This window comes from Corynebacterium anserum (assembly GCF_014262665.1).
In the GTDB taxonomy this organism is placed as follows: Bacteria; Actinomycetota; Actinomycetes; order Mycobacteriales; family Mycobacteriaceae; genus Corynebacterium; species Corynebacterium anserum.
In genome coordinates this window covers 1368324-1390413 of record NZ_CP046883.1, presented here as the reverse complement: position 1 = coordinate 1390413, position 22090 = coordinate 1368324, and the positions used below count along the sequence as shown (strand labels likewise).

Genomic DNA, 22090 nt, shown 5'->3' with positions numbered 1-22090 from the left:
CGTAGATAAGGCGGGGGATGTGGACACTGTATGCGTAGAATTCACTGTCTGAGACGTGGAAAAGTGCTGAATTCACATCCATATAGAGTTCATCTAGTGAGATTATTCCGCCCGTATTTTGAGAAAAAGCCGGTAAATGAGTTGCGTTAGATCAAGTGGAACGCTAGGCTTAGACCCATGATAACCAACCTTATTATTCGCGTACTCGTGCGTTGAGGGGCGCCGGAAGCACCTTCACCTTGAGACTCGAATAACCTGGCGCCCCCTAGAAACCGACGATTAACGAGGTCGGTTCCTTGGGGGCGCTTCTGGTTGATTGTTTCCAGTACAGATGTCCACTGATCCAAGGAGCGACTGACACGTGACTGACACATCACGCTCGCAACCAACTCCAGCAACCCTGGCCAAGAATTCCCGCGGAAAGCGCCCGGAACGAATTAACGGAGCAACGGCTGTCGTTCGCTCTCTTGAAGAGCTCGGTGCCGACGTAGTATTCGGTCTTCCTGGTGGCGCAGTGCTACCTCTGTACGATGCTCTCTACTCCTCCAAGAAGCTCAATCACATCCTTGTTCGTCATGAACAAGGAGCAGGTCATGCCGCGACCGGTTATGCGCAGGCCACAGGTCAAGTCGGGGTGTGCATCGCCACGTCGGGGCCAGGTGCCACGAACTTAGTAACGCCCATTGCTGATGCAAACATGGACTCCGTACCTATGGTGGCTATTACCGGGCAGGTAGGGCAGCACATGCTGGGGACAGATGCTTTCCAGGAAGCTGACATCCGCGGTGTGACAATGCCGATCACCAAGCACAATTTCATGGTGACTCGTCCGGAGGACATTCCAGCGGCGATCGCCGAAGCATTCCATGTGGCATCGACCGGCCGTCCAGGTGCTGTGCTCGTTGACATCCCGAAAGATGTTCAGAATGCGGAGCTGGACTTCGTGTGGCCTCCTACATACGAGTTGCCCGGATACCGTCCGGTCACCACTCCGCATGCCCGTCAGATTGAAGAAGCGGTGCGCATGATCAATGCGGCTCGCAAGCCGGTTTTGTACGTGGGCGGTGGCGTCATTAAGTCCGAGGCTCATGCTGAGCTGAAAGCATTGGCTGAGACTTACAACATTCCTGTGGTCACCACTCTCATGGCGTTGGGAGCATTTCCAGATTCTCACCCACTCCACATGGGTATGCCCGGCATGCATGGCACTGTTCCTGCGGTCGCTGCTCTGCAGAAAGCGGATCTCTTGATCACCATCGGTGCTCGCTTTGACGACCGTGTCACCGGTGACGTGGCGAGCTTCGCCCCGAACGCTAAGGTCATTCACGCCGACATTGATCCTGCTGAGATCGGCAAAGTTCGTGAGGTTCAGGTGCCTATTGTGGGCGATGCCCGTGAGGTACTGTCTGCGCTGAAGTCAGCGATGGAAGCGCTGAAACTGGGTGGTCCAAATACCGCAAGTTGGCTGAAGTACCTGGGTAAGCTCTGCGAAGATTTCCCACGGGGCTATGACAAGCAGCCGAATGAGAAGCTGGCACCTCAGTTCGTCATTGAAGCCTTGTCACGGGTTGTGGGCCCTGAGGCTATTTATGTGGCTGGCGTCGGTCAACACCAGATGTGGGCAGCGCAGTTTGTAGACTATGAAAATCCTCGTACCTGGTTGAACTCCGGAGGGCTCGGCACGATGGGTTACGCCGTTCCGGCAGCAATGGGTGCAAAAGCTGGCAGGCCGGACAAGGATGTGTGGGCTATCGACGGCGATGGTTGTTTCCAGATGACCAATCAAGAGCTGGTCACTTGTGCCGTTGAAAAGCTCCCGATCAAGGTTGCGCTGATTAATAACGGCAACTTGGGTATGGTGCGTCAGTGGCAGACTTTGTTCTATGAGGAGCATTACTCCAACACCAACCTGAAGCCTGGGGAAACCTATTTGCCGGATTTCTTGATGCTGGCTGAATCCATGGGTTGTGCGGCATTCCGTGTCACTCGCGAAGAGGATGTAGAACCTACGATTCGCAAGGCTCAGGAGATTAATGATCGTCCGGTGGTGATCGACTTCATCGTGGGTGAGGATGCTCAGGTGTGGCCGATGGTTGCCGCTGGTACACCAAATGATGAGATTCAATATGCCCTGAATTTGCGTCCTCTTTTCGACGAGGAGGCGTCTGCGGCAGAGAACCCGGCTGATATCCACAACGTCATCAAGGATGAAATGGAAGAAGACCTCCAGGAACAGATTGATGGTCTGCAGAAGGAAGAGGAGAAGAACTAATGGCTGAACTGCACACTCTGTCCATCCTCTGTGAGGATGTCGACGGCATCATTTCCCGTATCTCCGGCATGTTCACCCGCCGTGCTTTCTCCATCCAGTCGATCAGTTCCGGGCGCACTGAAATCGAGGGCATCAACCGCATCACGATCACCGCTGAAGGTGAGGAACGCGTTGTGGAACAGATCACTAAGCAGCTGAACAAGCTGATTCCGGTGATTAAAGTGTCTCGGCAAGATCCCGCCACTACCGTGGCTCGCGGGTTGCTGATGGTTAAGGTTTCGGCTGACGCATCGAACCGTACTCAGGTGGTCGAGTCGGCCAAGCTTTTCCGCGCTCACGTCGTGGATGTGGGACCGGAATCTGTGATCATTGAGGCGACGGGTTCTCCGTCGAAACTTCAGGCACTGTTGGACATTTTGGAGCCATTCGGGATCCGCGAATTGATTGAGTCCGGTGCTACTGCGATGAGCCGTGGCCCGAAGGCTATGTATCCCGCGAAACTTTAGTGTTCAGGTGATATACGGTGGAATCACCCCCGTGTGTCACTATATGGACAGTCAATCCCATTTAATGAAACGACCGCTGGTATAACTGGAACCATCGACAGTTGGTCACCAACGAAAGGAACTTCTTCCATGGCAATCGAGCTGCTATATGACGCCGACGCTGACCTATCCATTATCCAGGGACGTAAGGTCGCTGTTATCGGTTACGGCTCCCAGGGGCATGCGCATTCTCAGAATCTGCGTGATTCCGGTGTGGATGTTGCAATTGGCTTGCGCGAAGGATCTAAGTCTCGCGTGAAGGCTGAAGAAGCCGGATTCAAGGTGATGACTAACGCTGAGGCTTCCGAGTGGGCAGATGTCATCATGCTCCTGGCTCCGGACACCTCGCAGGCCACCATCTTCGAAAATGACATTGCTCCTCACCTTAAAGAGGGCGATGCACTGTTCTTTGGCCACGGCTTGAATATCCACTTTGATCTTATTAAGCCTGCCGACAACATCACCATCGGCATGGTTGCTCCAAAGGGGCCGGGTCACCTGGTTCGTCGCCAGTTCGTTGATGGCAAGGGTGTACCTTGCTTGATTGCTGTCGACCAGGACCCAAAGGGCGAAGGACGTGACTTGGCTCTGTCCTATGCAGCGGCTATCGGTGGCGCTCGTGCTGGCGTCATCCCAACCACCTTCGAAGCAGAGACGGTGACCGATTTGTTCGGTGAGCAGGCAGTGCTGTGTGGTGGCACGGAGGAGCTCGTCAAGACCGGTTTTGAGGTTCTCGTCGAGGCTGGCTACGAGCCAGAGATGGCCTACTTTGAGTGCCTCCACGAGCTAAAGCTGATCGTCGACCTCATGTTCGAGGGCGGCATCGAGAACATGAACTACTCCGTTTCTGATACCGCCGAGTTCGGTGGTTATCTCTCCGGTCCGCGTGTTATTGACGCAGACACTAAGGCTCGCATGAAGGATATTCTCGCTGATATTCAGGACGGCACCTTCACTAAGCGCCTGGTTGCCAACGTTGAGGGTGGCAACAAAGAGCTAGAGAGCCTCCGCGCTTCCTTCAATGACCATCAGATCGAGAAGACCGGCAAGAAGCTCCGTGATCTCATGAGCTGGGTCAAGGTTGACGCACGTGCGGAGACCGCATAAGGCGCAGTGTGTATAAAGCGGAGTTAGTGCAGATCTGCGCAATCGGAGGTGGCACGAAGACTGTGTCACTGGAGTTCTTAGCCTGAGTTATGGCGGAAGACATTCCCTGTATCGATAGGTGCCTGGACTGCGTCTCCGGAGTCGAACATGGCGACTGAGAACTGCCCCGAGAAAAGTTCTGAAAACCCCTGCGGGAGTTGGTACCCGCAGGGGTTTTCGGCTGTTGGTTATTCAGCCGCTTGCACCTGTAACCCGCGTGAGCTGGGACAGTCGTGCGTTAGGGTCTTTGCGAGAACACCTTAATGAAAAGTATTATCACTAAGGTGTAGGGTGGCAGTCATGACTGAAATACCCTCGGCCACTCGCGGCCAGAAACGCACTCCCGTAACCGTCTTATCCGGCTTCCTCGGGTCTGGAAAGACCACGCTACTCAACGAACTATTAGCTAACCGTGAAGGGCGACGCATCGCCGTCATCGTCAATGATTTCTCTGAGATTAATATCGACGCAGCCCTCATCGCAGGCGAGGGGCACCTCACACGTGGCGAGGATCGCTTTGTGGAGTTGACAAACGGTTGCATCTGCTGCACTCTGCGGGAAGATTTGGTCGAATCCGTTGGTTCGCTGGCGCGCAGCGGAGACTATGACCACATTGTCATTGAATCCACCGGCATTTCCGAACCTATGCCCGTTGCCGCCACTTTTGAATGGCAATGGGAAGATGGTACGCGCCTTGCGGATATCGCGCCGATCGATACCATGGTGACCCTTGTAGATGCCGCCCAATTCCTCGAGCAGATCGGACAAAAGCGACTGCTCTCCGAGGCGGAAATCGAAGCCACACCTGATGATGAGCGCACTATCGCCGATCTGCTTGTTGATCAGATAGAATTCGCGGACAAAATCTATGTGACGAAATCGGATCTGGTGAGTGCTGGCCGATACAACGCGACGGTTGCTCTGATTAAGCGGATGAATCCGCGTGCCAGCGTCGAGAAGATGGTTAACGGTACCGTCGATGGTCGCTCGGTCATCGGAGATATTTTGGGCGCCAATCTTTACAACGAGGAAACTGCTCGAGCGTACGAGGGTTACTGGGAAGAACTGGAAAATCCCCACACGCCTGAAACCGAGGAGTACGGGATTAGTTCCGTGGTTTTTCGGGGTGACCGCCCCTTCGATCGGGGTAGGTTGCTGGAGGCTTTGCGTGCGACTACTGGTCTGGTGCGGTCCAAGGGGTATTGCTGGATTGCTGATCGGCCGGAGTTGGTTCAGGTATGGCATCAGGCCGGTCCTGACCTGCGTATTCAGCCTGCGGGCTTCTGGAAGCAGACAAATCTGACCCCGTCAAATGAAGTGGTTCTCATCGGCGTGAACTTTGATGGGCAGACTGCTCTGAAAAAGTTTCAGGATGCGATGCTGAGTGACGCAGAAGTTCGGTCTATGCTGTAAGAGTCGCACGTCACATCTGGATGGCGTGGTCCCTTCTCGTGTCGGCGCGGTCGTTTCGGCGCGGGCAAGGCAGCACTTTTCCACTCAGGAGAATATTTATCGTGAGCAACAACCGTCCGGTAGTACTCATTGCCGACAAGCTTTCCCAATCCACCGTTGATGCCCTTGGTGATTCTGTCGAGGTGCGCTGGGTTGATGGCCCAAACCGCCCAGAGCTGTTGAAGGCAGTCGTAGACGCAGATGCACTGCTCGTACGTTCTGCCACCACCGTTGACGCTGAAGTATTGGAAGCAGCGCCAAAGCTTCAGATCGTCGGCCGTGCAGGCGTTGGTCTGGACAATGTGGATATCGACACCGCCACCGCCCGCGGCGTGATGGTAGCTAATGCTCCGACCTCCAATATTCACTCAGCATGTGAGCACGCAATTTCCTTGCTTTTGTCTACAGCTCGCCAGATCCCAGCGGCCGATAAAACTCTGCGTGACGGTGAGTGGAAGCGCTCGTCATTTAATGGCGTGGAGATTCTCAATAAGACCGTTGGCATCGTAGGCTTCGGTCATATTGGCCAGTTGTTTGCGCAGCGCCTGGCTGCCTTCGAGACGGACATTATTGCCTATGACCCATACGCCAATCCGGCGCGCGCTGCGCAGCTGGGCGTGGAACTGGTTGAGGATCTCGAAGAGTTGATGGGTCGCTCAGACTTCGTCACTATTCACCTGCCGAAGACCAAAGAAACCGCGGGCATGTTCGATGCCGATCTGCTGTCGAAGGCAAAGAAGGGGCAGATCATTATTAACGCTGCCCGCGGTGGTTTGGTTGATGAGGTTGCTCTGGCTGAGGCGATCAAATCAGGCCATATCCGCGGTGCTGGTTTCGATGTGTACGCTTCTGAGCCCTGCACGGACTCTCCACTCTTTGAACTGCCTGAAGTAGTTGTTACGCCGCACCTGGGCGCATCGACGGTAGAAGCGCAAGATCGCGCGGGTACCGACGTTGCCGCATCTGTATTGCGCGCCCTGTCCGGTGACTTTGTCCCTGACGCTGTGAACGTGGCTGGCGGGAAAGTCGGTGAAGAGGTTGCTCTGTGGCTGGGGCTTGCTACCAAGCTAGGCCGTGTGGGCAGCGCTTTGCTGGGGGCTGCTCCAGCGACCGTCAACGTGCAGGCCCGTGGAGAGCTATCGACCGAATCGGTTGATGCTCTGGGGCTGTCTGCTCTGCGCGGCGTGTTCTCCGGAGTTATCGATGAGCAGGTTACTTTCGTCAATGCTCCGAAGATCGCTGAAGAGCGCGGCGTGCAGCTAGAGGTCTCCACTCACGATGAGTCTGTTTCTCACCGCTCAGTGCTTGAAGTACAGGTTGTTGCTGGAGACGGCAAGTCCGTATCGGTGATTGGTGCTTTGACTGGTCTGGATCGCGTGGAGAAGATCGTTCGCATTAATGACCGTGGTTTGGATCTTCGCGCCGAGGGAACGAATCTATTCCTTACCTATGGGGATCAGCCAGGTGCTTTGGGGAAGGTGGGTACCGCTCTGGGAGCTGCGGGCATCAATATTGATGCGGCGGCATTGTCTCAAAACGCTGAGGCGGAGGAAGAATCCGCAACGCTGGTTCTGCGCGTTGATCAGCCTCTGTCTGAAGATATCGTTGAGCAGATTAAGGGCGAATTAGGCGCAACCACCGCTGTTGTTCTTGACTTGAACTAGGGTCTGGGGGGGCGCCGCAGCGCTTCGTGACATAGGGCGCCGGACGATGGCACGCTGTTGCCACGGCCGGTGCCTTTTGCGTGTGTTGAGTTTTTCTAGGGTGTCCTGTCACCTTCTGGGGGTAGTGGGTGACGTTGTGGAAAAAGGGGAGGAATAGGGGGATGGCTGTCGCTGTGAGCTGGGTGGAAACCCCCTATTATTATTGAAAATCATAACAGATGATTGTTTATCGAACCCGCAGGTAAAACAAATTTAATGCCTATTGTTGAAAATCTATTGAAAACCAGTAAAGTGTGTTGTGACAGAACATAAGAATGAGGAGAGTGCATAGAAATGACGCACACTAAGCACGAGAACCACGATCACCAGCACGGCCCTGATTGCGGCCACAAGAGCTTCGTGCACGGTGACCACATTGACTACGTTCATGACGGCCACATCCACCGCGAGCACGATGGTCACTGGGATGAATGCGAGCCAACCGAGCATCGCGTACACGAGAACCACGACCATCAGCACGGTCCACATTGTGGTCACGAAGCTGTACGACACGGTGACCACGTGGACTATATCCACGATGGCCACCGCCACGCCCTACATGAGGGGCACTGGGACGAGCACTAGTCGAATAGCTGTGTTCCCCAGTCCAGGGAGCCATCTTCTGGCAGACCCGCTGGGCAGGCAAAGATCGCCTTGGATTCATAACGGACGTATTCGTTCATTCGATCATTGCGAGAGAGCTTCATCTGAATGGGGATGAAGCTCTTTTGTGGGTCTCCCACAAAAGCAATAAAAAACAGGCCTGCAGAAAGATGCCCGAAGCTGTCTGATCCTTCGATGAAGTTATAGGCTCGACGCAGCATCCTCTGGCCGTCATTATTGTCTGGATGCGAGAGGTAGACGTGAGAATCGGTGGGGATCGCGGGTTCCGTTCCTAATACGAGATCAAACGGGACTGCGTCGAATTCCCTCGCGGCGTCGTCTTCCAGACCTAAGGGAGCGCCAGAATGACGGTAACGGGCAAAGGTCGCCTGCTGTTCGCCGAGAATCTGGCGATCCCACAGTTCAAGCAGCATACGAATGCGGCGGGCGCACAGGTAACTGCCTCCGTTCATCCACCCCTCTTCGTCAGACCACACGTAGGTGTTGAGATCGTCCTTTTCCCCAGAGTGGATGTTGCGGGTTCCATCCTTGAAACCGAAGAGATTGCGCGGGGTGGTTTGCTCTTCGGATGTGGAACTCGCCCGACCATACCCCAACTGGGACCAACGCACTTCAACCACGCCACTGCCGGCGCGAACGAGGTTACGTATAGCGTGAACCGCCACTTGAGGGTCATCGGCGCACGCCTGGACGACGATGTCACCGTCACAGAATTCCTTGATCAGCTGGTCGCTAGGAAATGTCGGTAGCGCTTTCAAACGCCGGGGCTTGCGATCTTTGAGCCCGAAACGCCCGTCGAAGAGGCTCGGTCCGTAGCCGATGGTGATGGTCAGGTTATTGGTGCTGAGATCATCGGCCTCTCCGGAGTCGGCCGGAACCGCATACTCGCTATCACTAGGCTGTTCTGCGGCAGGTAGGCCTCGTGACATGCGCTCGGACATCGCTGTCCAGCGAGTCAACATATCTTTGAGTTCTGCTTTATCTTTCGTCAGAACGTCTAACGCTACGATATGGAGATTTTCCTGTTGGGCAGTGGTAATGCCTGCCTGATGGGTGCCATAAAAGGGGACGGGTTGTGGCGTCGAAGAATGGGACTGCGAAGCAGCGCGCACCGCAGTCACGCCTCCGCCCCCTATGAGCGCACCGGCTCCAGCGCTCAAACCTAAGCCGGCCAGGAATTTTCGACGGCTCACCGACCCCCGACGAGATTTTTCTCCCGTACCAGAGTTACTGGTGTGAGATTCAGCACTACTAGAGGGTGACTCGGCGTCCGCAAAAGGATGTTTTTGCTCCGTGGGGATAGGCTCTTTGCGGTCGGCTGGGTGAGTGTCAGAAGAATTGCTCATCGACTAGTCCACCACCGTATGCTGCACCTTGGCGACTTCTTCGGAGAGATGATCCAATGCAACTGATAGGCCTTTGCGCTGAGATTCGCTGACTTTGTCGTAGCTGATAAAGCCCTCGCCTTGGCGATACTTGTTCAGTTCGGCCTGGACGGAGTCGAAACGCTTGTTGATCTCCGCTAGCATGCCTGGTTTCTTCTCCTCTAACGACCTTTCCAATGCTGCGACGGCAGCTTTGCTGCCTTCCACGTTGGCTTGGAAGTCATAAAGATCTGTGTGAGAGAAGATGTCTTCCTCACCGGTGATCTTAGAGGTGGCTACCTCATCGAGCAGTCCCTGCGCTCCGGAAGCAATCTGGGTGGGAGTGAGCTGGAAGTCCTTGGAGTTTACTCCGTCTACGAGCTCCTGGATGTCTTTGGATAGCTGGTCTGCGAGCTTCTTGGTGGAGGAGTCGATCTTGCCTTCTTTCCAGAGAGCTTTTTCGATGGGGTGGAAGCCAGTCCAGGTATCGCCCTCGGCGAGGTCTGCCTCACGCAAGTCGATGCGAGGATCGAGATCGTTGGGGAAGGACTCCGCAACGGGTTCGATGCGCTCATATGGCGTACGAACCTGGGCATAGAGCTTTTTAGCCTTGTTGATGTCGCCGGACTTGATGGCTTGGACGAATGCAGGTGTGAGCTCATTGAGTGTCGTGGCTTGAGCACGTACATAGGTGGTGTAGTTGTCCACAGCTTCTTGGAGAGCGGCGTCGCCTTCAGCGAGATTGACCGCATCGCCGGTGACGTTGATCTGTCCCTTGATGCCTTCACCCACCATTCCCGGTTTGCACAGTGTGGTGTAGGTTCCAGCCTCTTGGAATTCGACGACCAACTTGCGTGACGCACCGGGCCCGATGTTTTCTACTTCACCGAGCACGCGCCCGTTATTGGTGGTGATGTAGAACTCGTTGATCTTGGAACCAGAGTTAGCGATATCGAAGGTAACGGTGCCGGTGCTTGCCTGGTCGTTCGTGAGCGTACAGGACGTATCGTCTGCTTTCACTTCGATATTTGTTGCCGACGCAAGATCCGCCTTATCAGCACATGCGGTCAAGCTGGCACCTAAGGCAATGAGCGGTACAAGCGCTAGGGTAGGGGTTGTATAACGGCGGGTATTACGCATTGTTGTTTACTGCTTCCTGGGGAGAAGAAATGGGTTGGGAGGGGGAGGATGTGGCGTCGGTCGATGAAGAAATTGCTTCGGAGGACGCGGCTTCTGTCGTTGGTCGAGATGGTTGTCGAGATGGACGTAGGAAGAGATACATGACGACCACCAAGTAAATAGCCCAAGCGATAAAGGACAGAAGCGTTGGGGCAGGCACGATATTGAACATGCCTTCAAGAGCTGTAGCGAGCCATGTGCCCGGCACCAGCACGTGTGAGATGTTAAATGCAAAGGTGTACAGACCGGGAAGAACATTGGCCTCTTGCAGATCGGTGACGGCGTATCGGAGGATACCCGCAGCGACGATCACCAGAAGAACCCCAAGAATGGTGAACAACGCACTGATGTTTACTCGGATAGCCCCCAGGTACATCAGAACGCCGATGGCGACGGCTATGGCCAGGCCGATGGCCAGCCCAATGAAGGGAGTGGCATTGTCTGACGTCACTGTGTCGAAAACGAGAAGGATGGTTTCGATACCTTCACGACCGACGGCGAGGAATGCAACGAAGAAGACGGCCTTGGGACCAATAGCGGATTGCATTTTTCCCGTGAGCTCAGCGGCGATGTTTTTTCCTGCCTTGCTCATCCAGAGCAGCATCCAGGTGATCATGGCAACAGTCACTAGCGATGCGATGCCCCCGACTAGCTCTTGACCAGTGGTGGTGAGCGTCTTGGTGCCAAAGTGAAGGATTGCAAACGCAATGACGGTGAAGATGAGAGCAACAGCCACGCCGCCAAAGAGCGCAGGGCGTTCGCTTTTTCTTCCAGTTTTGGTGAGATAGGCCGCGAGGATCGTGACCACCATGGTGGCCTCGAGCCCCTCGCGTAAACCAATGAGGAGATTGGCGTAGAGCACGCTGATGTTCCTTGATGTCTAGTAGAGAAGCGTATGAAGAAGGGGAACCTTAATAACCTAAGGCATGCCTAAGCTATTACTGCTGGATTGAACAATACTCTAGCTGGAGTATTTCGCAATATTGCTGTTGTGAAAAATTGTCCAAATGGGGGCTGTGGGCGAGAGAGGGCGTGTAGGCGACATGTTAGACTTTCCTTAAATCCAACTATGTGAGACAAAGGAGTTCATATAATGAAACTCGCGGTGATCGCTGGCGACGGCATCGGAACAGAAGTTGTTCCCGAAGCGCTGAAGGTTCTGCGCGCCCTCAGAGACGATGTGGACACCACCGATTATGACCTCGGCGCCCGTCGCTATTTACGCAATGGTGAAACGCTCACCGACGAGGACCTGGAATCCCTGCGTCAGCACGATGCAATCCTGCTAGGTGCGATTGGAGACCCTCGCTCCGTACCTGCGGGCGTTCTTGAGCGAGGGCTGCTCCTGCCACTTCGTTTCAAGCTAGACCACGCGGTCAATTTGCGCCCCGCCAAGCTCTATCCAGGAGCGGTGAGTCCCTTGTCTGATCCTGGTGACATCGACTTTGTGGTAGTGCGCGAAGGAACAGAAGGTCTGTACTGCGGCAATGGCGGCACCCTGCGCCAAGGTACAGACCAGGAGGTTGCCTCCGAGGTCTCACAGAACACGTACTACGGGGTGGAGCGCGTTGTCCGCGATGCTTTTGAGCGTGCGCAGTCTCGACGCAAACTACTCACCTTCGTCCACAAGACGAACGTATTGGTGAATGCGGGTGGGTTGTGGGAACGTGCAGTGGAGACAATATCCCGCGAGTACCCGGAGGTAACCGTGGAATACAACCACATTGATGCCGCCACCATTTATATGGTGACCAAACCAGAACACTACGATGTGATCGTTACCGACAACCTATTCGGCGATATTTTGACCGACCTTGCAGGTGCAGTAACTGGTGGTATCGGACTTGCGGCGTCTGGAAACATAGATCCGTCCCGCAGGAACCCTTCCATGTTCGAGCCAGTACATGGTTCCGCGCCTGATATCGCTGGACAGGGTATAGCAGATCCTTGCGCAACAATTCTCTCGATAGCTCTCATGCTTCGTCATCTCGGCGATGAGGATAATGCAGCAAAGGTTGAAAAAGCGGTGCTGGAGGAAGTGAGCTCGCGCGACGGTGCACCGATTAAGACTGCTGAGGTGGGCGATCGGATTGCTGCAGCTGTCGCTGCGATGTAACTTCCTCACATCTGCCCCGGTAGACCTAAACCGTGCTTGCACGTGCTACCTAGTAGATGCTCGTGAACTCGCTAAGATGTAGTTTGCCGCTGTGGCTGCCGCTCGTGCGCAGTCACAGCGACGTGAAGCCCCGGCTCTTCCTCTTTGAGGGAGTGGCCGGGGCTTGTGTGCGTGTGTACTTCTAGCGAAGTAGGGCACGCTGAGTAGTTAAAGAGTCAGAGACACTGAGATGATCCAAGGGAACTGTCGGTAGCTCTGGCTGCTGATTTGCTGATGATTACTTGGGATTGGCTAGCGCAAGAAGCCGAGTGATAGAAGGAAATGCTCTGCTGTGAGCATGTCGCTTTCTGACGCTGCTCGTCCGGTTACTTCACTGATGGCACGGGCCACGTCGGCACTGCGAGCAGGAACACGGTCAGCATGGAACAGTTTAGTTGCAACTCGTGATGGTACAGAGTTGGTTTCCAGCACGTCCAAGCCCGTTCCGGTCGAGCTCTTAAGAACGGAAGAAACGGAATCGAGGAATCCGTTGATTGTATTCATATCGTGCTCACCTCATTCGAGCGTTGTCGGGGCGGTAAACGAAAATTCCCAAGGTATTTGTGCCAAGGGGACAAAAGGGTTCACGCAGTGCTGACGCTGCATCGAGCACTCTTTGCCGAACCAATGATTAGTAGGTTAGTTCCGATAGTGGGTGATTGCAAGTATTTTCGGTCTTTGTGTGCGTGTTGACGGTCTGGTCGATGGGTAAAACCCCAGTTAGACAGATATTCTCTGAGGAATTTTGACGTTGCAAAAATAAATAACCGCCTAGTGTGTTCTACACTGGGCGGCCACTCTATCGGGGCCGATAGAGATGAGAGATAGTGCTCTCGGCGAGCCAAACTGGGTGAAGCGGTGTTCTATTAGTGCTTGCCAGAAATTCCCGGAAACAGATTCCAGCCGAAGTAGTGGTTTAGGGAATCCTTCGCGATGAACACAATGGCGGTGACGATGATTAAGGCGAGGAAACCATACACGATCCATCCGAGTAGCTTCATTTGTGGGGACGCTTCAGTGTCTCCCACCAAGACGCCATTTTCATCGTGTATGGGGTCACCCGTCATAGCGCGCATACCCAAAGCGAAAAGGAGCGGGATTCCAGCACCGAAGGTGAGGGCGAAAGCGGAAACACGAAATAGGGAGGTAATAATTTCTGCGGCGGTCATCGTTGGTTTCCTTTACTTCTCAACAGACTTGGTCGACTGGGTAGAAGCACCAGCGCCGGCCAATTCGGCGGATGCAGACTGTGGTTTGTTGGTGGTGGAAGCAGGAGGAGCTGCGGGGTGTGGTTCCACTGATGAATCGACGGACTCGGCATTGGGATCCCACTCGTCATTAACGTTAGACGCATCGATTGGGTTCATACGTGAACGAATGATGATGAGTGCGGTGAAGCCGATGAGAAGTGCAAAGTCAACGATCACACCGACAACTGGTTGCGTTGCTCGAGATACGGCGGTTGCAAGCCACCAGGAGAGGAATCCGACCAGCGCCGCGCACGGGAGGGTGATGAGCCAGGCTGCGACCATGCGCATCGCTACACCCCAGCGGACAGAGGCGCCTTTCTTACCGATTCCGGTACCCATGATTGAGCCGGTGGATACGTGGGTCGTAGAAAGTGCCATGCCACCCACGGCTGAAGTCAAGATAATGGAGGCAGAGGAAGCCTCCGCTGCCAGACCCTGAGGGGATTCGATTTCTACCAAACCTTTGCCCATGGTGCGGATCACGCGCCAACCGCCTGACAAGGTTCCTGCGGCAATCGCCACAGCGCAGGCGACGATGACCCACGTGGGAATACGCATATCAGCGTCGGCATTGCCCGCTGCCACCAATGCGAGGAAGATGACACCCATTGTCTTTTGGGCATCGCCGGCGCCGTGTGCCAGAGACATCAGCGACGCAGTGATGATCTGACCGTGACGGAAGTGCTCATTCTTTACATTGGAAGGAATAGTGCTGGTGATCCAGTAGATGAGCCAGGTGCCACAAGCGGAAACAAAACCTGCGAGAAAAGGAGAGACCACAGCGGGCAAAAGGATCTTGCCGGCGATGGAACTCCACGCAACACCAGAAGTGCCCATGGCGGCGAGAGCTGCACCGATCAAACCACCGAATAGTGCGTGGGAAGAACTGGAGGGAAGGCCCAGAAGCCAGGTAAATAAGTTCCAGAGAATACCGCCGATGAGGCCAGTGAAGACCACCAGTAGCAGTGCTTCACCATCCAATGGAACGCCCCCACCGGCTGGAGCGGACAGGTTATAGGAATCAAGGTTAACGATTCCGGAGGCGACTGTCGCGGCCACGTGGACAGATAAAAATGCGCCCACCAGGTTGAGGGTGGCGGAGAGAGCGACGGCTGTGAAGGGCTTCAAGGCGCCAGTGGCAATGGAGGTAGCCATGGCATTGCCTGTGTCATGAAAACCATTTGTGAAATCGAAAGCCAAGGCTGTGACGACCACAATGGCCAGGATGATGAGAGTTGCTGTCACTGTCAGTGATCCTTTTGTGTCTCACGCGTTGCGGGTTAACGTCAGGTCTGCCACTCAGGGTGGCTCATGGAAAACATGGTGGGGACGAGGTTCCACAGTTTTCTGCCAAACATGAAAATACTCTCTATGCAATGATTGAACAATAGAATTCATTTTTCTGCTTTGACCTGCAATAACAACCATTTTTGAAGTAAAAATGTGGGGAATTCTGACGGATATTTTGCGCTGAAAGGGCATCGGTTCACTGAAAGTTGCCTGAAGGCTACATGGTGTTCTAGAACTGTTAACTTTGTGTTTACTTTTTCCTCTGTGTGGAGGGAAAATTTTTGTAATGAATGGGGAGAATGGGGTGTTTTTACCCCTTGTTGGGGGGTGATTCCTCGTCGAGGAGAGTGAGTTTCTTGAGTTGGTTACGGGTATGGATGCCTATGGTTGAGCCCGTTGGGAAGAATGGGTAGATCTGGGACGGGAGAGCGAGCGCTGGGGAGAGGATCGGGTGCGGAGGAGTACCGAGTGGGAGAAACGGAGGTAGCCGTCTACGGCTATTGCTACGGTAGCGAAGGATAGTTTCGCTATGCTAACAGCATGAACGTGGAACTTGATGAGGTGTATCGATTTCTCGGGGACATCGCCCCTTTTCAATCTTTTGATGAGGCGACACTATCCAGCCTTCCCTCGAAATTCGTCATGCGATATGTCCGGCGTGGCGAGACCCTGGTGAATTGTGGCGACCCCAATGACTATCTCTATGTTTTGCGGTCGGGAGCGGTGGATGTGCTGGATGATGACGGACTTCTTCTCGACCGTCGAGAGTCCGGTCGTTCCTTTGCCTATTCCACATTGGTGGGAGAAAACCGTTCCAACTACACCTTTGTGGCCGTAGAAGACAGTTTGGTGCTGATGATGCACCGTGACGACTTTGAACCTTTTGCCAAAGCGCATCCTGAATTTGCCCGATACTATTCGGGCCTTTCAGCTCGAATGCAGGCCGTGGCGCAGCAGATTCATCAAGAGTCCTTTTCAGATGTTTTACGCACCAAATTGGGTGCTTTTGCCATCAAGAACCCCGCGCACATTGCGCCAGATGTTTCCGTCCAAAAAGCGGCTGAGGTGATGGGTGAGATAAATGTGAGCTCACTATTGATCATTGACGGTGGAACCTTGGACGGACAGCTTCGCGGTATCGTTACCGACCGTGACATGCGCAAGGCCGTGGCCAAGGCTGTAAACATTCAACAACCAGTTTCCAGCATCATGACCACGGGAGTTCGCACTGCGTCCTCTGACGAATTAGTTATTGAAGCCATGCTTACCATGGCGGAGCTTAATATCCACCACATCCCGGTGGTCGATGGAGGGGTAACCACGGGCATCATCACCTCTGCAGACATCATGCGGTTACTACAGGCAAACCCTCTATATTTCACGGGGGATCTGGGAAGAAAAAAGACGCCGGAGGAAATGCGTGAAGTCTATGAGGATGCACAGCAGGTAGCCGTTCGATTTATTGAACGCGGGGCTGCGGCAGCAGAAATCACTAGCCTCATGACCGTAGTAGCGGATTCCATGGCTCGCCGGTTGCTCGTGCTGGCGGAAGAGAAACTTGGCCCACCGCCTGTTCCTTATGCGTTCGTTGTTCTCGGTTCTCAAGGACGACGGGAAATGGGGCTTGCGTCCGATCAAGACAATGCTTTGGTCATCTCTGATCAATTCGACGCCACAAGTCACAGTGCATACTTTGCTGAGCTGTCCGAATACGTCTGCCAAGGATTGGCAGCAGCGGGTCAGCCCCTGTGCCCAGGGGAGATGATGGCTTCAAACCCTGATTGGCGTATGACCGTGAGCCAGTGGAGCAGCACCTTCCACAATTGGATTACAGCGCCAGAACCAGATGCACTGCTCTATGCACAGACGTTCTTTGACATGCGGCCAATTCACGGCGATTACGAACTTGCGGAGCGCGTCCATGCTCAAGCTGTGTCTTCAGCACAAAACGCCCCGCGGCTCCATGCTCATTTGGCTGCACTCGCTGCCCGACGTGAGCCACCTTTAGGATTCTTCCGCGGACTCGTGGTGGATCGCTCGGGTGAGTATCGCAATACATTGAATGTGAAGAAAGGTGGGACAGCCGCCGTCGTCCAAATGGGCCGTCTGTTTGCCATTGCAGGCGGCCGCGATGTGTTGGGTACTCGTCAACGCATTGAATTCGCTGCTGGCGGCCCGGTGAGTGAACGCAGTGCCAAGGATCTTATCGCAGCGTTTGATTTTCTGAATTCCATCATTTTGCGCCATCAGGGAGAAATGGTGCGGGCAGGTAAGGTGCCGGACTACCACATTGCTCCTCATGCCTTAAGTAAGATGGATCGTGAACATCTTCGTGATGCGTTTCAAATTATTAAGGGTGTTCAGAGCGCGCTAAATATCAAGTACCCGATCAGGAGCATTTAGCGCCATGTTCAAAAAACTGAGTTCACGTAGGCGGGCAACTGGTGTCCTGCGCGAGTACTACGATGTACCGCGCCCAGGGAAAGACACGCCCCTTGCCGATCTGCCGATGCTCGCGGTGGACGTCGAAACCACAGGCTTAAACCCGGCTAAACATCGGCTTCTGTCCATTGGGTGGGTACCCCTGAACGGGTTGGAGATTGATTTATCGGGAGCAGGATATGTGCTGCTCAATACGGAAGGGGCGGAGAGCGTAGGTGAGTCGGCGGTTATTCACGGGCTCACTGATGATCAGGTTGCACAGGGGCTGCGCCCCCAGGAGGCATTAGAACATCTACTTCGTGCCCTTAAGGGACGTGCAATGCTTGCCCACTACGCGAGCATAGAACAGGAATTTCTCTCTGCTGCCTGCCGTGCTCATTTCGGCTCTGGCTTGTCTTTACAGATAGTAGATACCTTTGAGATTGAGCGACGCCACATGGAGCGCATGGCCACATACCCTCGGGGTGAGGATTTGCGCCTGCCGCGGGTGCGCGAACGATATGGGTTGCCACACTACTCATCTCACAACGCGCTCAGTGATGCTTTGGCATGCGCAGAACTGTATTTGGCGCTGCAGGCTCAGGCCAAGGGACACACGTTGAAAGCCATGCAACCGCGCTAATTTTCGTCTTGCCCAACGATAGGCGGAGGCTCGTCATCACCTCTGACAATTTGTACCTCTGACAATCTGCGCGGTTTTCTGCACAGCCCCGTTGGCTACACCTAAACACTGCGTCGAATAGGGAAGCAAAAAACGTATGGCGTAAGATTTACGCTCATGCGCATTGCTCGAATCGCTCACCCAGAAGGAATGACTTTCGCGGTGCTTGAAGGCGGTCAGCCGGATGGAACCGGCGCGACGTGCCGCGAAATTGCGGGCCACCCATTTGGTCAGCCGGAATTCACCGGTAAGTCTTGGCCAATCGAGGACGTTCGCCTATTGGCGCCGATTCTCCCCTCCAAGATAGTTGCTGTCGGCCGCAATTATGCTGATCACGTGGCCGAGGTGTTTAAGCAGGGTGCTGAGCACCTGCCTCCGACGATCTTCCTCAAGCCACCGACGGCAGTGGTGGGGCCGGAGGCTCCCATTCGTATTCCTGAGTGGGCTACCCGCGTGGAGTTCGAAGGTGAACTGGCCATCGTGATTGGGCGGCCTTGTAAGGATGTTCATCGTTCACAATGGAAAGACGTGGTGCTTGGATTCACCATCGTAAACGATGTGTCTTCGCGTGACCTCCAGTTTGCCGATGGCCAGTGGGCTCGAGCAAAGGGGCTTGACTCTTTCTGCCCGCTGGGGCCGTGGATTGAAACCAATGTGGATGGCATTGAGATTGATAGTCTGCCCATCAAGGCGCACCTCACGCATGAGGGAAAGACTGAAACGAAGCAGGACTCTAACTCCAACCAGATGATTAAGGACATCCCGGAGATCGTCGAATGGGTATCTTCTGCCTTTACACTTCTTCCGGGTGATGTGATTTGCACTGGTTCACCTGCGGGAACTGCGCCAATGACCCCGGGCGACCGAATTGCTGTAGAGATTCCAGGTTTGGGTACTTTGGCCAACCCAGTTGAGGCCTACAACAAATAGGGCCTAGGACGCGCACGCTCGGAAGAAGGCAGGGCGCAGGAAACGTACTCCCGAAACAGTAGAGCTCGGGACGCGGAAGCACGGAACAAGCGAGGGCTCAGCAAGAAGGGCTCAGACTACTCGTAGCGCTGCAGGCACATTGAGTGCCCGCAGCGCTGTCTGTAACTTTGCGGTAGTTTCCTGCGCTTCATCTTCTGCATCGGAGGTCGCGATGATGCCACCGCCTGCCCAGGCTCGCGCTATTGTGTCACGGATGACGCAGCTGCGAATGGCGACCATATACTCTCCATCGCCCTCGCTATTGCACCAGCCGACTGCCCCAGCATAGAAACTACGGTCGAGTTCACATTCGTTGATGATCCCAAGGGCATCATCGGTTGGGGTGCCGCCTACCGCCGGGGTAGGGTGCAGCATCAGCGCTAAATCCAACGCGGAAAATTCGGCGTCTTTCAGTACTCCCTCGATGTGCGTCCCGAGGTGAATCATCTCATTCGTCTCGTGGATCTCAGGCGAATCCGGAATAGTCAGGCGCGAACACAATGGTTCGAGTATGCGCCGATAGTGTTCTACGACGTATCGATGCTCAATATGATCTTTGGCTGAGTTCGATAAAGCCTGGGCAGTGGCTTCGTTGACGGAAGCGCTCCCTGTGCGTGGAGCAGAACCAGCCAGGGGAAAAGCACTGACCGTGGAACCACGTCGAGAAACAAGAAGTTCAGGTGAACTACCGGTAAAGAAGGCGCCAGATGTGGCGTCGGAACCAGAAACAGTGAGATCGACGGCGAAGCCATCTCGGTTGGCGGACAGATCAATGAGGCGGGCAGCAATCAGTAGAGGATCCGGTGCTTCCGCAAACTCCACGTCAACGGCGCGAGCTAGTACAACCTTGCGCACATGTGTTTGTTGGATGGTTGCGATGGCAGCCTCAACTACAGTTTGGTGATCTGCGGCGGTGATGAGTGGCCGTACGTCGACCACCTTCAGGGAAGAACTAGCACTGGGGCCACGAAAATACGCGGGTGGTTCCAAAGGACTGCGAGACCACGTGACGGTTTCAGGCTCCATGAGAGCCGCATTGTGAGCTGTATCGAAAGGGATGGCACCAACGATCAACTCGGCCTCACCATCACGCAGAGCAGTGGCCGCCTCGAATGGATCGGGGAAAGTGGCCTTCCATCCCTGGGTGCGGATGCTGCCTGTGGAGCGAGACAGCAAAAAGTCCGGCGCGGTGACCGGTCGCTGCTCAGAATTCATGGAACCAGTCTAACCCGTGTCCGCGCAGTCTTTCGGATGGGTTGTGTTGGGTCAACCACGCCCCAGATACGGCATTCCAGTGGCAGTGACTGTGAGCTGATCGACCGATACATCGCATGGCAATGAGGCCACGGCGACAAGCATGCGTGCAGCGTGTTGGGCGTCGAACATCGGTTCGTTGCCGGTAAAAGAGCCCAACAGTGACGTTCGCGCATTTCCGATATCCAACTCCGTGCACGTTATCCCATAATCACGGCCGTCCAGAGACGTCGATACCGTCAGGCTTGCAACGGCAGCTTTTGAAGCGGCATAGGCGGCAGCGGCGGCACGAGGCGCATGAGCTGCGATGGAACCATTATTGATAATGCGGCCTCCGCCGTTGCGCGCCATCCATCGGAAAGCATGGTGGGTGCACAGGAATGTGCCGACCAGGTTCGTATCGATGGTTTTACGGAATTCTGTAGATGACACGGTGTGAAGTTGCCCAGTGGGGCCGGGCACCCCCGCATTATTGATGAGAAGGTCGAGGCGACCGTAGTGGTTTATGACCGCATTGAAGGCTGTGGCCACACTGTGCTCATCGCTGACATCGCAGGTGATGGATATATGTTTGCCGGCACTGTGTTGATTCTTTGTTCGCGGAGCCAGATAATGCTCCGCGCTGTGATCATCGCTGGGAGGCTCGTCCTGCGTAATATCCCGCACCACGCGAGGAATGTCTTGTCGTGCTTCACTGTGTTGGTCGCATCCGCGGAGTTCGTCGGCGCCAACAAGAGAGTCGAGGGTTTTTTGCAGTGAGGAGCTGCTGCGGCCGAGCGCGGCGATCGACCATCCCTCTGCGGCTAACGCTTGGGCGAATACGCGTCCGAGCCCACCGCCTGCTCCGGTGATGACTGCTACGGGAGAACTGTACGGAGTGTGTGGAGATTCCATAGGGTGCATTGTCTCATGTCCACTCGCATCGCCAGGTAACATCCGACTCATGATGCAGACTCTTGCCGAGCGTTTGACACTCACTGCCCTGAATTGTTCCATCGGCCATTCACGCCTCATCGAAGGGTTGGACATGGCTGTGGAGTATGGTTTCGGCAACGTGGAGATGTGGTGGCCTTTTGCAACGCCAGAACCCGCCCGTAGAGAAATGGATGAGCTTATTGCTGAACTCGACAAACGAGCTCTCAACCTCGTTGCTTTAAATATGTGGGGTGGCGATATGTCTGCTGGTGACAGGGGCATTCTTCATCGTGAAGACATGCCGAAGGAGCACCTCGATGCTATTGCTTATTTCAATGAACGTACTGGCGTAGACAAATTCAATGTCTTGCTCGGTAGAGGAGGGGATCATCTTCAGGCTGCACAGGCGGAACGTTGGTCCGTCATCGCCAGGGAGATTGCCGAGCGCTTTGGTGGTATTGCCATGGTGGAGCCGCTGTCTGGGGCTGATGACTATCCAATCCGCACTATTGCTTCAGCGGAGTCTCTCATACGTATTGCGGGCCACGGCGGTTTACTGCTCGACCTTTACCATGTGGCCGTGAATACGGGGGTGTGGAAGGTGATTCCTGAGGGATCTTCCGAGGATGCCGCTGTGACTGCTGTGTCAACGGCGGCAGTAGATTCTGATATTGACAACATTGCTACTGCTAATCCGGTACATGTGCAGGTTGCGGATGCTCCAGGACGTGGTGCCCCAGGAACGGGACGGCTCCCGCTGACCGCATGGATTAGTGAATTGAGAAAGGCGAATTATAGGGGACACATCGTGGGGGAATGGCTGCCACAATGACACTATCTTATTTGGGATGGAACGTTCCAGGGGCAAA

The 22090-nt window shown here is 54.7% G+C and carries 19 protein-coding genes; 11 read left to right on the top strand and 8 right to left on the bottom strand.

The genetic code is table 11. The annotated features are described in order from the left end of the window. Positions 1-361 precede the first annotated feature (361 nt). From GP473_RS05830 to GP473_RS09480, 6 genes are all read left to right on the top strand, one after another. Positions 362-2272, top strand: coding sequence for an acetolactate synthase large subunit (locus tag GP473_RS05830; protein WP_186276684.1), 1911 nt, complete (start codon positions 362-364; stop codon positions 2270-2272). After that, complete coding sequence (ilvN, locus tag GP473_RS05825) at positions 2272-2778, top strand: acetolactate synthase small subunit (RefSeq protein WP_185769985.1); 507 nt, start codon at positions 2272-2274, stop codon at positions 2776-2778. The genes GP473_RS05830 and ilvN overlap by 1 nt, the downstream gene beginning before the upstream one ends. Before the next feature lie 129 nt (positions 2779-2907). Beyond that, positions 2908-3924 carry a ketol-acid reductoisomerase gene (ilvC, locus tag GP473_RS05820; protein WP_185769984.1) on the top strand — a complete coding sequence of 339 codons (1017 nt, stop codon included), beginning with the start codon at positions 2908-2910 and terminating at the stop codon, positions 3922-3924. Positions 3925-4263: 339 nt separating this feature from the next. Continuing rightward, positions 4264-5376 (top strand): GTP-binding protein, encoded by a 1113-nt coding sequence (locus GP473_RS05815; protein ID WP_185769983.1) that lies wholly within the window; start codon positions 4264-4266, stop codon positions 5374-5376. Between the two features lie 98 nt (positions 5377-5474). Beyond that, positions 5475-7079: a phosphoglycerate dehydrogenase gene (serA, locus tag GP473_RS05810; protein ID WP_185770713.1), complete on the top strand. Its 1605-nt coding sequence runs from the start codon at positions 5475-5477 to the stop codon at positions 7077-7079. A gap of 333 nt (positions 7080-7412) precedes the next feature. Then, positions 7413-7703, top strand: coding sequence for a hypothetical protein (locus GP473_RS09480; RefSeq protein WP_185769981.1), 291 nt, complete (start codon positions 7413-7415; stop codon positions 7701-7703). Here GP473_RS09480 and efeB read toward each other — a convergent pair. Genes efeB through efeU form a run of 3 tightly spaced genes read right to left on the bottom strand, consistent with a single transcriptional unit; the run spans position 7700 to position 11147 of the window. After that, positions 7700-9088, bottom strand: coding sequence for an iron uptake transporter deferrochelatase/peroxidase subunit (gene efeB / locus GP473_RS05800; RefSeq protein ID WP_185769980.1), 1389 nt, complete (start codon positions 9086-9088; stop codon positions 7700-7702). The genes GP473_RS09480 and efeB overlap by 4 nt on opposite strands. A 3-nt stretch (positions 9089-9091) precedes the next feature. Further along, a complete protein-coding gene (gene efeO, locus GP473_RS05795) occupies positions 9092-10246 on the bottom strand; it encodes an iron uptake system protein EfeO (protein WP_185769978.1) in 1155 nt (384 codons plus the stop codon). Beyond that, positions 10239-11147 carry an iron uptake transporter permease EfeU gene (gene efeU, locus GP473_RS05790; RefSeq protein WP_186276683.1) on the bottom strand — a complete coding sequence of 303 codons (909 nt, stop codon included), beginning with the start codon at positions 11145-11147 and terminating at the stop codon, positions 10239-10241. Before efeU ends, efeO begins: the two co-directional genes overlap by 8 nt. A 231-nt stretch (positions 11148-11378) precedes the next feature. Between efeU and GP473_RS05785 the strand changes: the two genes are divergently transcribed. After that, the gene (locus GP473_RS05785; protein WP_186276682.1) at positions 11379-12401 is read left to right on the top strand and encodes a 3-isopropylmalate dehydrogenase; all 1023 of its coding nucleotides are present in this window, start codon (positions 11379-11381) and stop codon (positions 12399-12401) included. A 291-nt stretch (positions 12402-12692) separates the two neighbouring features. On the opposite strand, the gene GP473_RS05780 is transcribed toward GP473_RS05785, so the two are convergent. From GP473_RS05780 to GP473_RS05770, 3 genes are all read right to left on the bottom strand, one after another. After that, entirely contained in the window at positions 12693-12944 is a 252-nt protein-coding gene (locus tag GP473_RS05780; RefSeq protein ID WP_185769973.1) for a hypothetical protein, read from the bottom strand. 362 nt (positions 12945-13306) lie between these two features. After that, entirely contained in the window at positions 13307-13609 is a 303-nt protein-coding gene (locus GP473_RS05775; RefSeq protein ID WP_185769972.1) for a hypothetical protein, read from the bottom strand. Between the two features lie 12 nt (positions 13610-13621). Continuing rightward, the gene (locus GP473_RS05770) at positions 13622-14935 is read right to left on the bottom strand and encodes an inorganic phosphate transporter (RefSeq protein ID WP_186276681.1); all 1314 of its coding nucleotides are present in this window, start codon (positions 14933-14935) and stop codon (positions 13622-13624) included. 585 nt (positions 14936-15520) lie between these two features. On the opposite strand from GP473_RS05770, the gene GP473_RS05765 reads away from it, so the two are divergent. The 3 genes from GP473_RS05765 to GP473_RS05755 all read left to right on the top strand — a co-directional run bounded on the left by GP473_RS05765 (position 15521) and on the right by GP473_RS05755 (position 19013). Then, on the top strand, positions 15521-17383 hold the full coding sequence (locus GP473_RS05765; RefSeq protein WP_185769970.1) for a DUF294 nucleotidyltransferase-like domain-containing protein: 1863 nt from the start codon (positions 15521-15523) through the stop codon (positions 17381-17383). Between the two features lie 4 nt (positions 17384-17387). After that, the gene (locus GP473_RS05760) at positions 17388-18044 is read left to right on the top strand and encodes an exonuclease domain-containing protein (RefSeq protein ID WP_185769969.1); all 657 of its coding nucleotides are present in this window, start codon (positions 17388-17390) and stop codon (positions 18042-18044) included. Positions 18045-18200: 156 nt separating this feature from the next. Continuing rightward, positions 18201-19013: a fumarylacetoacetate hydrolase family protein gene (locus GP473_RS05755; protein WP_185769968.1), complete on the top strand. Its 813-nt coding sequence runs from the start codon at positions 18201-18203 to the stop codon at positions 19011-19013. A 111-nt stretch (positions 19014-19124) separates the two neighbouring features. Here GP473_RS05755 and GP473_RS05750 read toward each other — a convergent pair whose 3' ends face one another. Both GP473_RS05750 and GP473_RS05745 read right to left on the bottom strand, forming a co-directional pair. Further along, on the bottom strand, positions 19125-20267 hold the full coding sequence (locus GP473_RS05750) for an isochorismate synthase (protein ID WP_186276680.1): 1143 nt from the start codon (positions 20265-20267) through the stop codon (positions 19125-19127). Between the two features lie 51 nt (positions 20268-20318). Further along, positions 20319-21251, bottom strand: coding sequence for an SDR family oxidoreductase (locus GP473_RS05745; protein ID WP_246394704.1), 933 nt, complete (start codon positions 21249-21251; stop codon positions 20319-20321). On the opposite strand from GP473_RS05745, the gene GP473_RS05740 reads away from it, so the two are divergent. Continuing rightward, the gene (locus tag GP473_RS05740; protein WP_185769966.1) at positions 21250-22053 is read left to right on the top strand and encodes a TIM barrel protein; all 804 of its coding nucleotides are present in this window, start codon (positions 21250-21252) and stop codon (positions 22051-22053) included. The two genes, GP473_RS05745 and GP473_RS05740, sit on opposite strands and share 2 nt — an antisense overlap. Positions 22054-22090: the final 37 nt, after the last annotated feature.

Excerpts from the sequence above, each read along its gene's own strand:
- ilvN (WP_185769985.1), top strand. The coding sequence starts at position 2,272 with ATGGCTGAACTGCACACTCTGTCCATCCTCTGTGAGGATGTCGACGGC.
- ilvC (WP_185769984.1), top strand. The coding sequence starts at position 2,908 with ATGGCAATCGAGCTGCTATATGACGCCGACGCTGACCTATCCATTATC.
- GP473_RS05815 (WP_185769983.1), top strand. The coding sequence starts at position 4,264 with ATGACTGAAATACCCTCGGCCACTCGCGGCCAGAAACGCACTCCCGTA.
- GP473_RS09480 (WP_185769981.1), top strand. The coding sequence starts at position 7,413 with ATGACGCACACTAAGCACGAGAACCACGATCACCAGCACGGCCCTGAT.
- efeB (WP_185769980.1), bottom strand. The coding sequence starts at position 9,088 with ATGAGCAATTCTTCTGACACTCACCCAGCCGACCGCAAAGAGCCTATC.
- efeO (WP_185769978.1), bottom strand. The coding sequence starts at position 10,246 with ATGCGTAATACCCGCCGTTATACAACCCCTACCCTAGCGCTTGTACCG.
- GP473_RS05785 (WP_186276682.1), top strand. The coding sequence starts at position 11,379 with ATGAAACTCGCGGTGATCGCTGGCGACGGCATCGGAACAGAAGTTGTT.
- GP473_RS05780 (WP_185769973.1), bottom strand. The coding sequence starts at position 12,944 with ATGAATACAATCAACGGATTCCTCGATTCCGTTTCTTCCGTTCTTAAG.
- GP473_RS05775 (WP_185769972.1), bottom strand. The coding sequence starts at position 13,609 with ATGACCGCCGCAGAAATTATTACCTCCCTATTTCGTGTTTCCGCTTTC.
- GP473_RS05765 (WP_185769970.1), top strand. The coding sequence starts at position 15,521 with ATGAACGTGGAACTTGATGAGGTGTATCGATTTCTCGGGGACATCGCC.
- GP473_RS05760 (WP_185769969.1), top strand. The coding sequence starts at position 17,388 with ATGTTCAAAAAACTGAGTTCACGTAGGCGGGCAACTGGTGTCCTGCGC.
- GP473_RS05755 (WP_185769968.1), top strand. The coding sequence starts at position 18,201 with ATGCGCATTGCTCGAATCGCTCACCCAGAAGGAATGACTTTCGCGGTG.
- GP473_RS05750 (WP_186276680.1), bottom strand. The coding sequence starts at position 20,267 with ATGAATTCTGAGCAGCGACCGGTCACCGCGCCGGACTTTTTGCTGTCT.
- GP473_RS05740 (WP_185769966.1), top strand. The coding sequence starts at position 21,250 with ATGATGCAGACTCTTGCCGAGCGTTTGACACTCACTGCCCTGAATTGT.
- GP473_RS05745 (WP_246394704.1), bottom strand. The coding sequence starts at position 21,251 with ATGAGTCGGATGTTACCTGGCGATGCGAGTGGACATGAGACAATGCAC.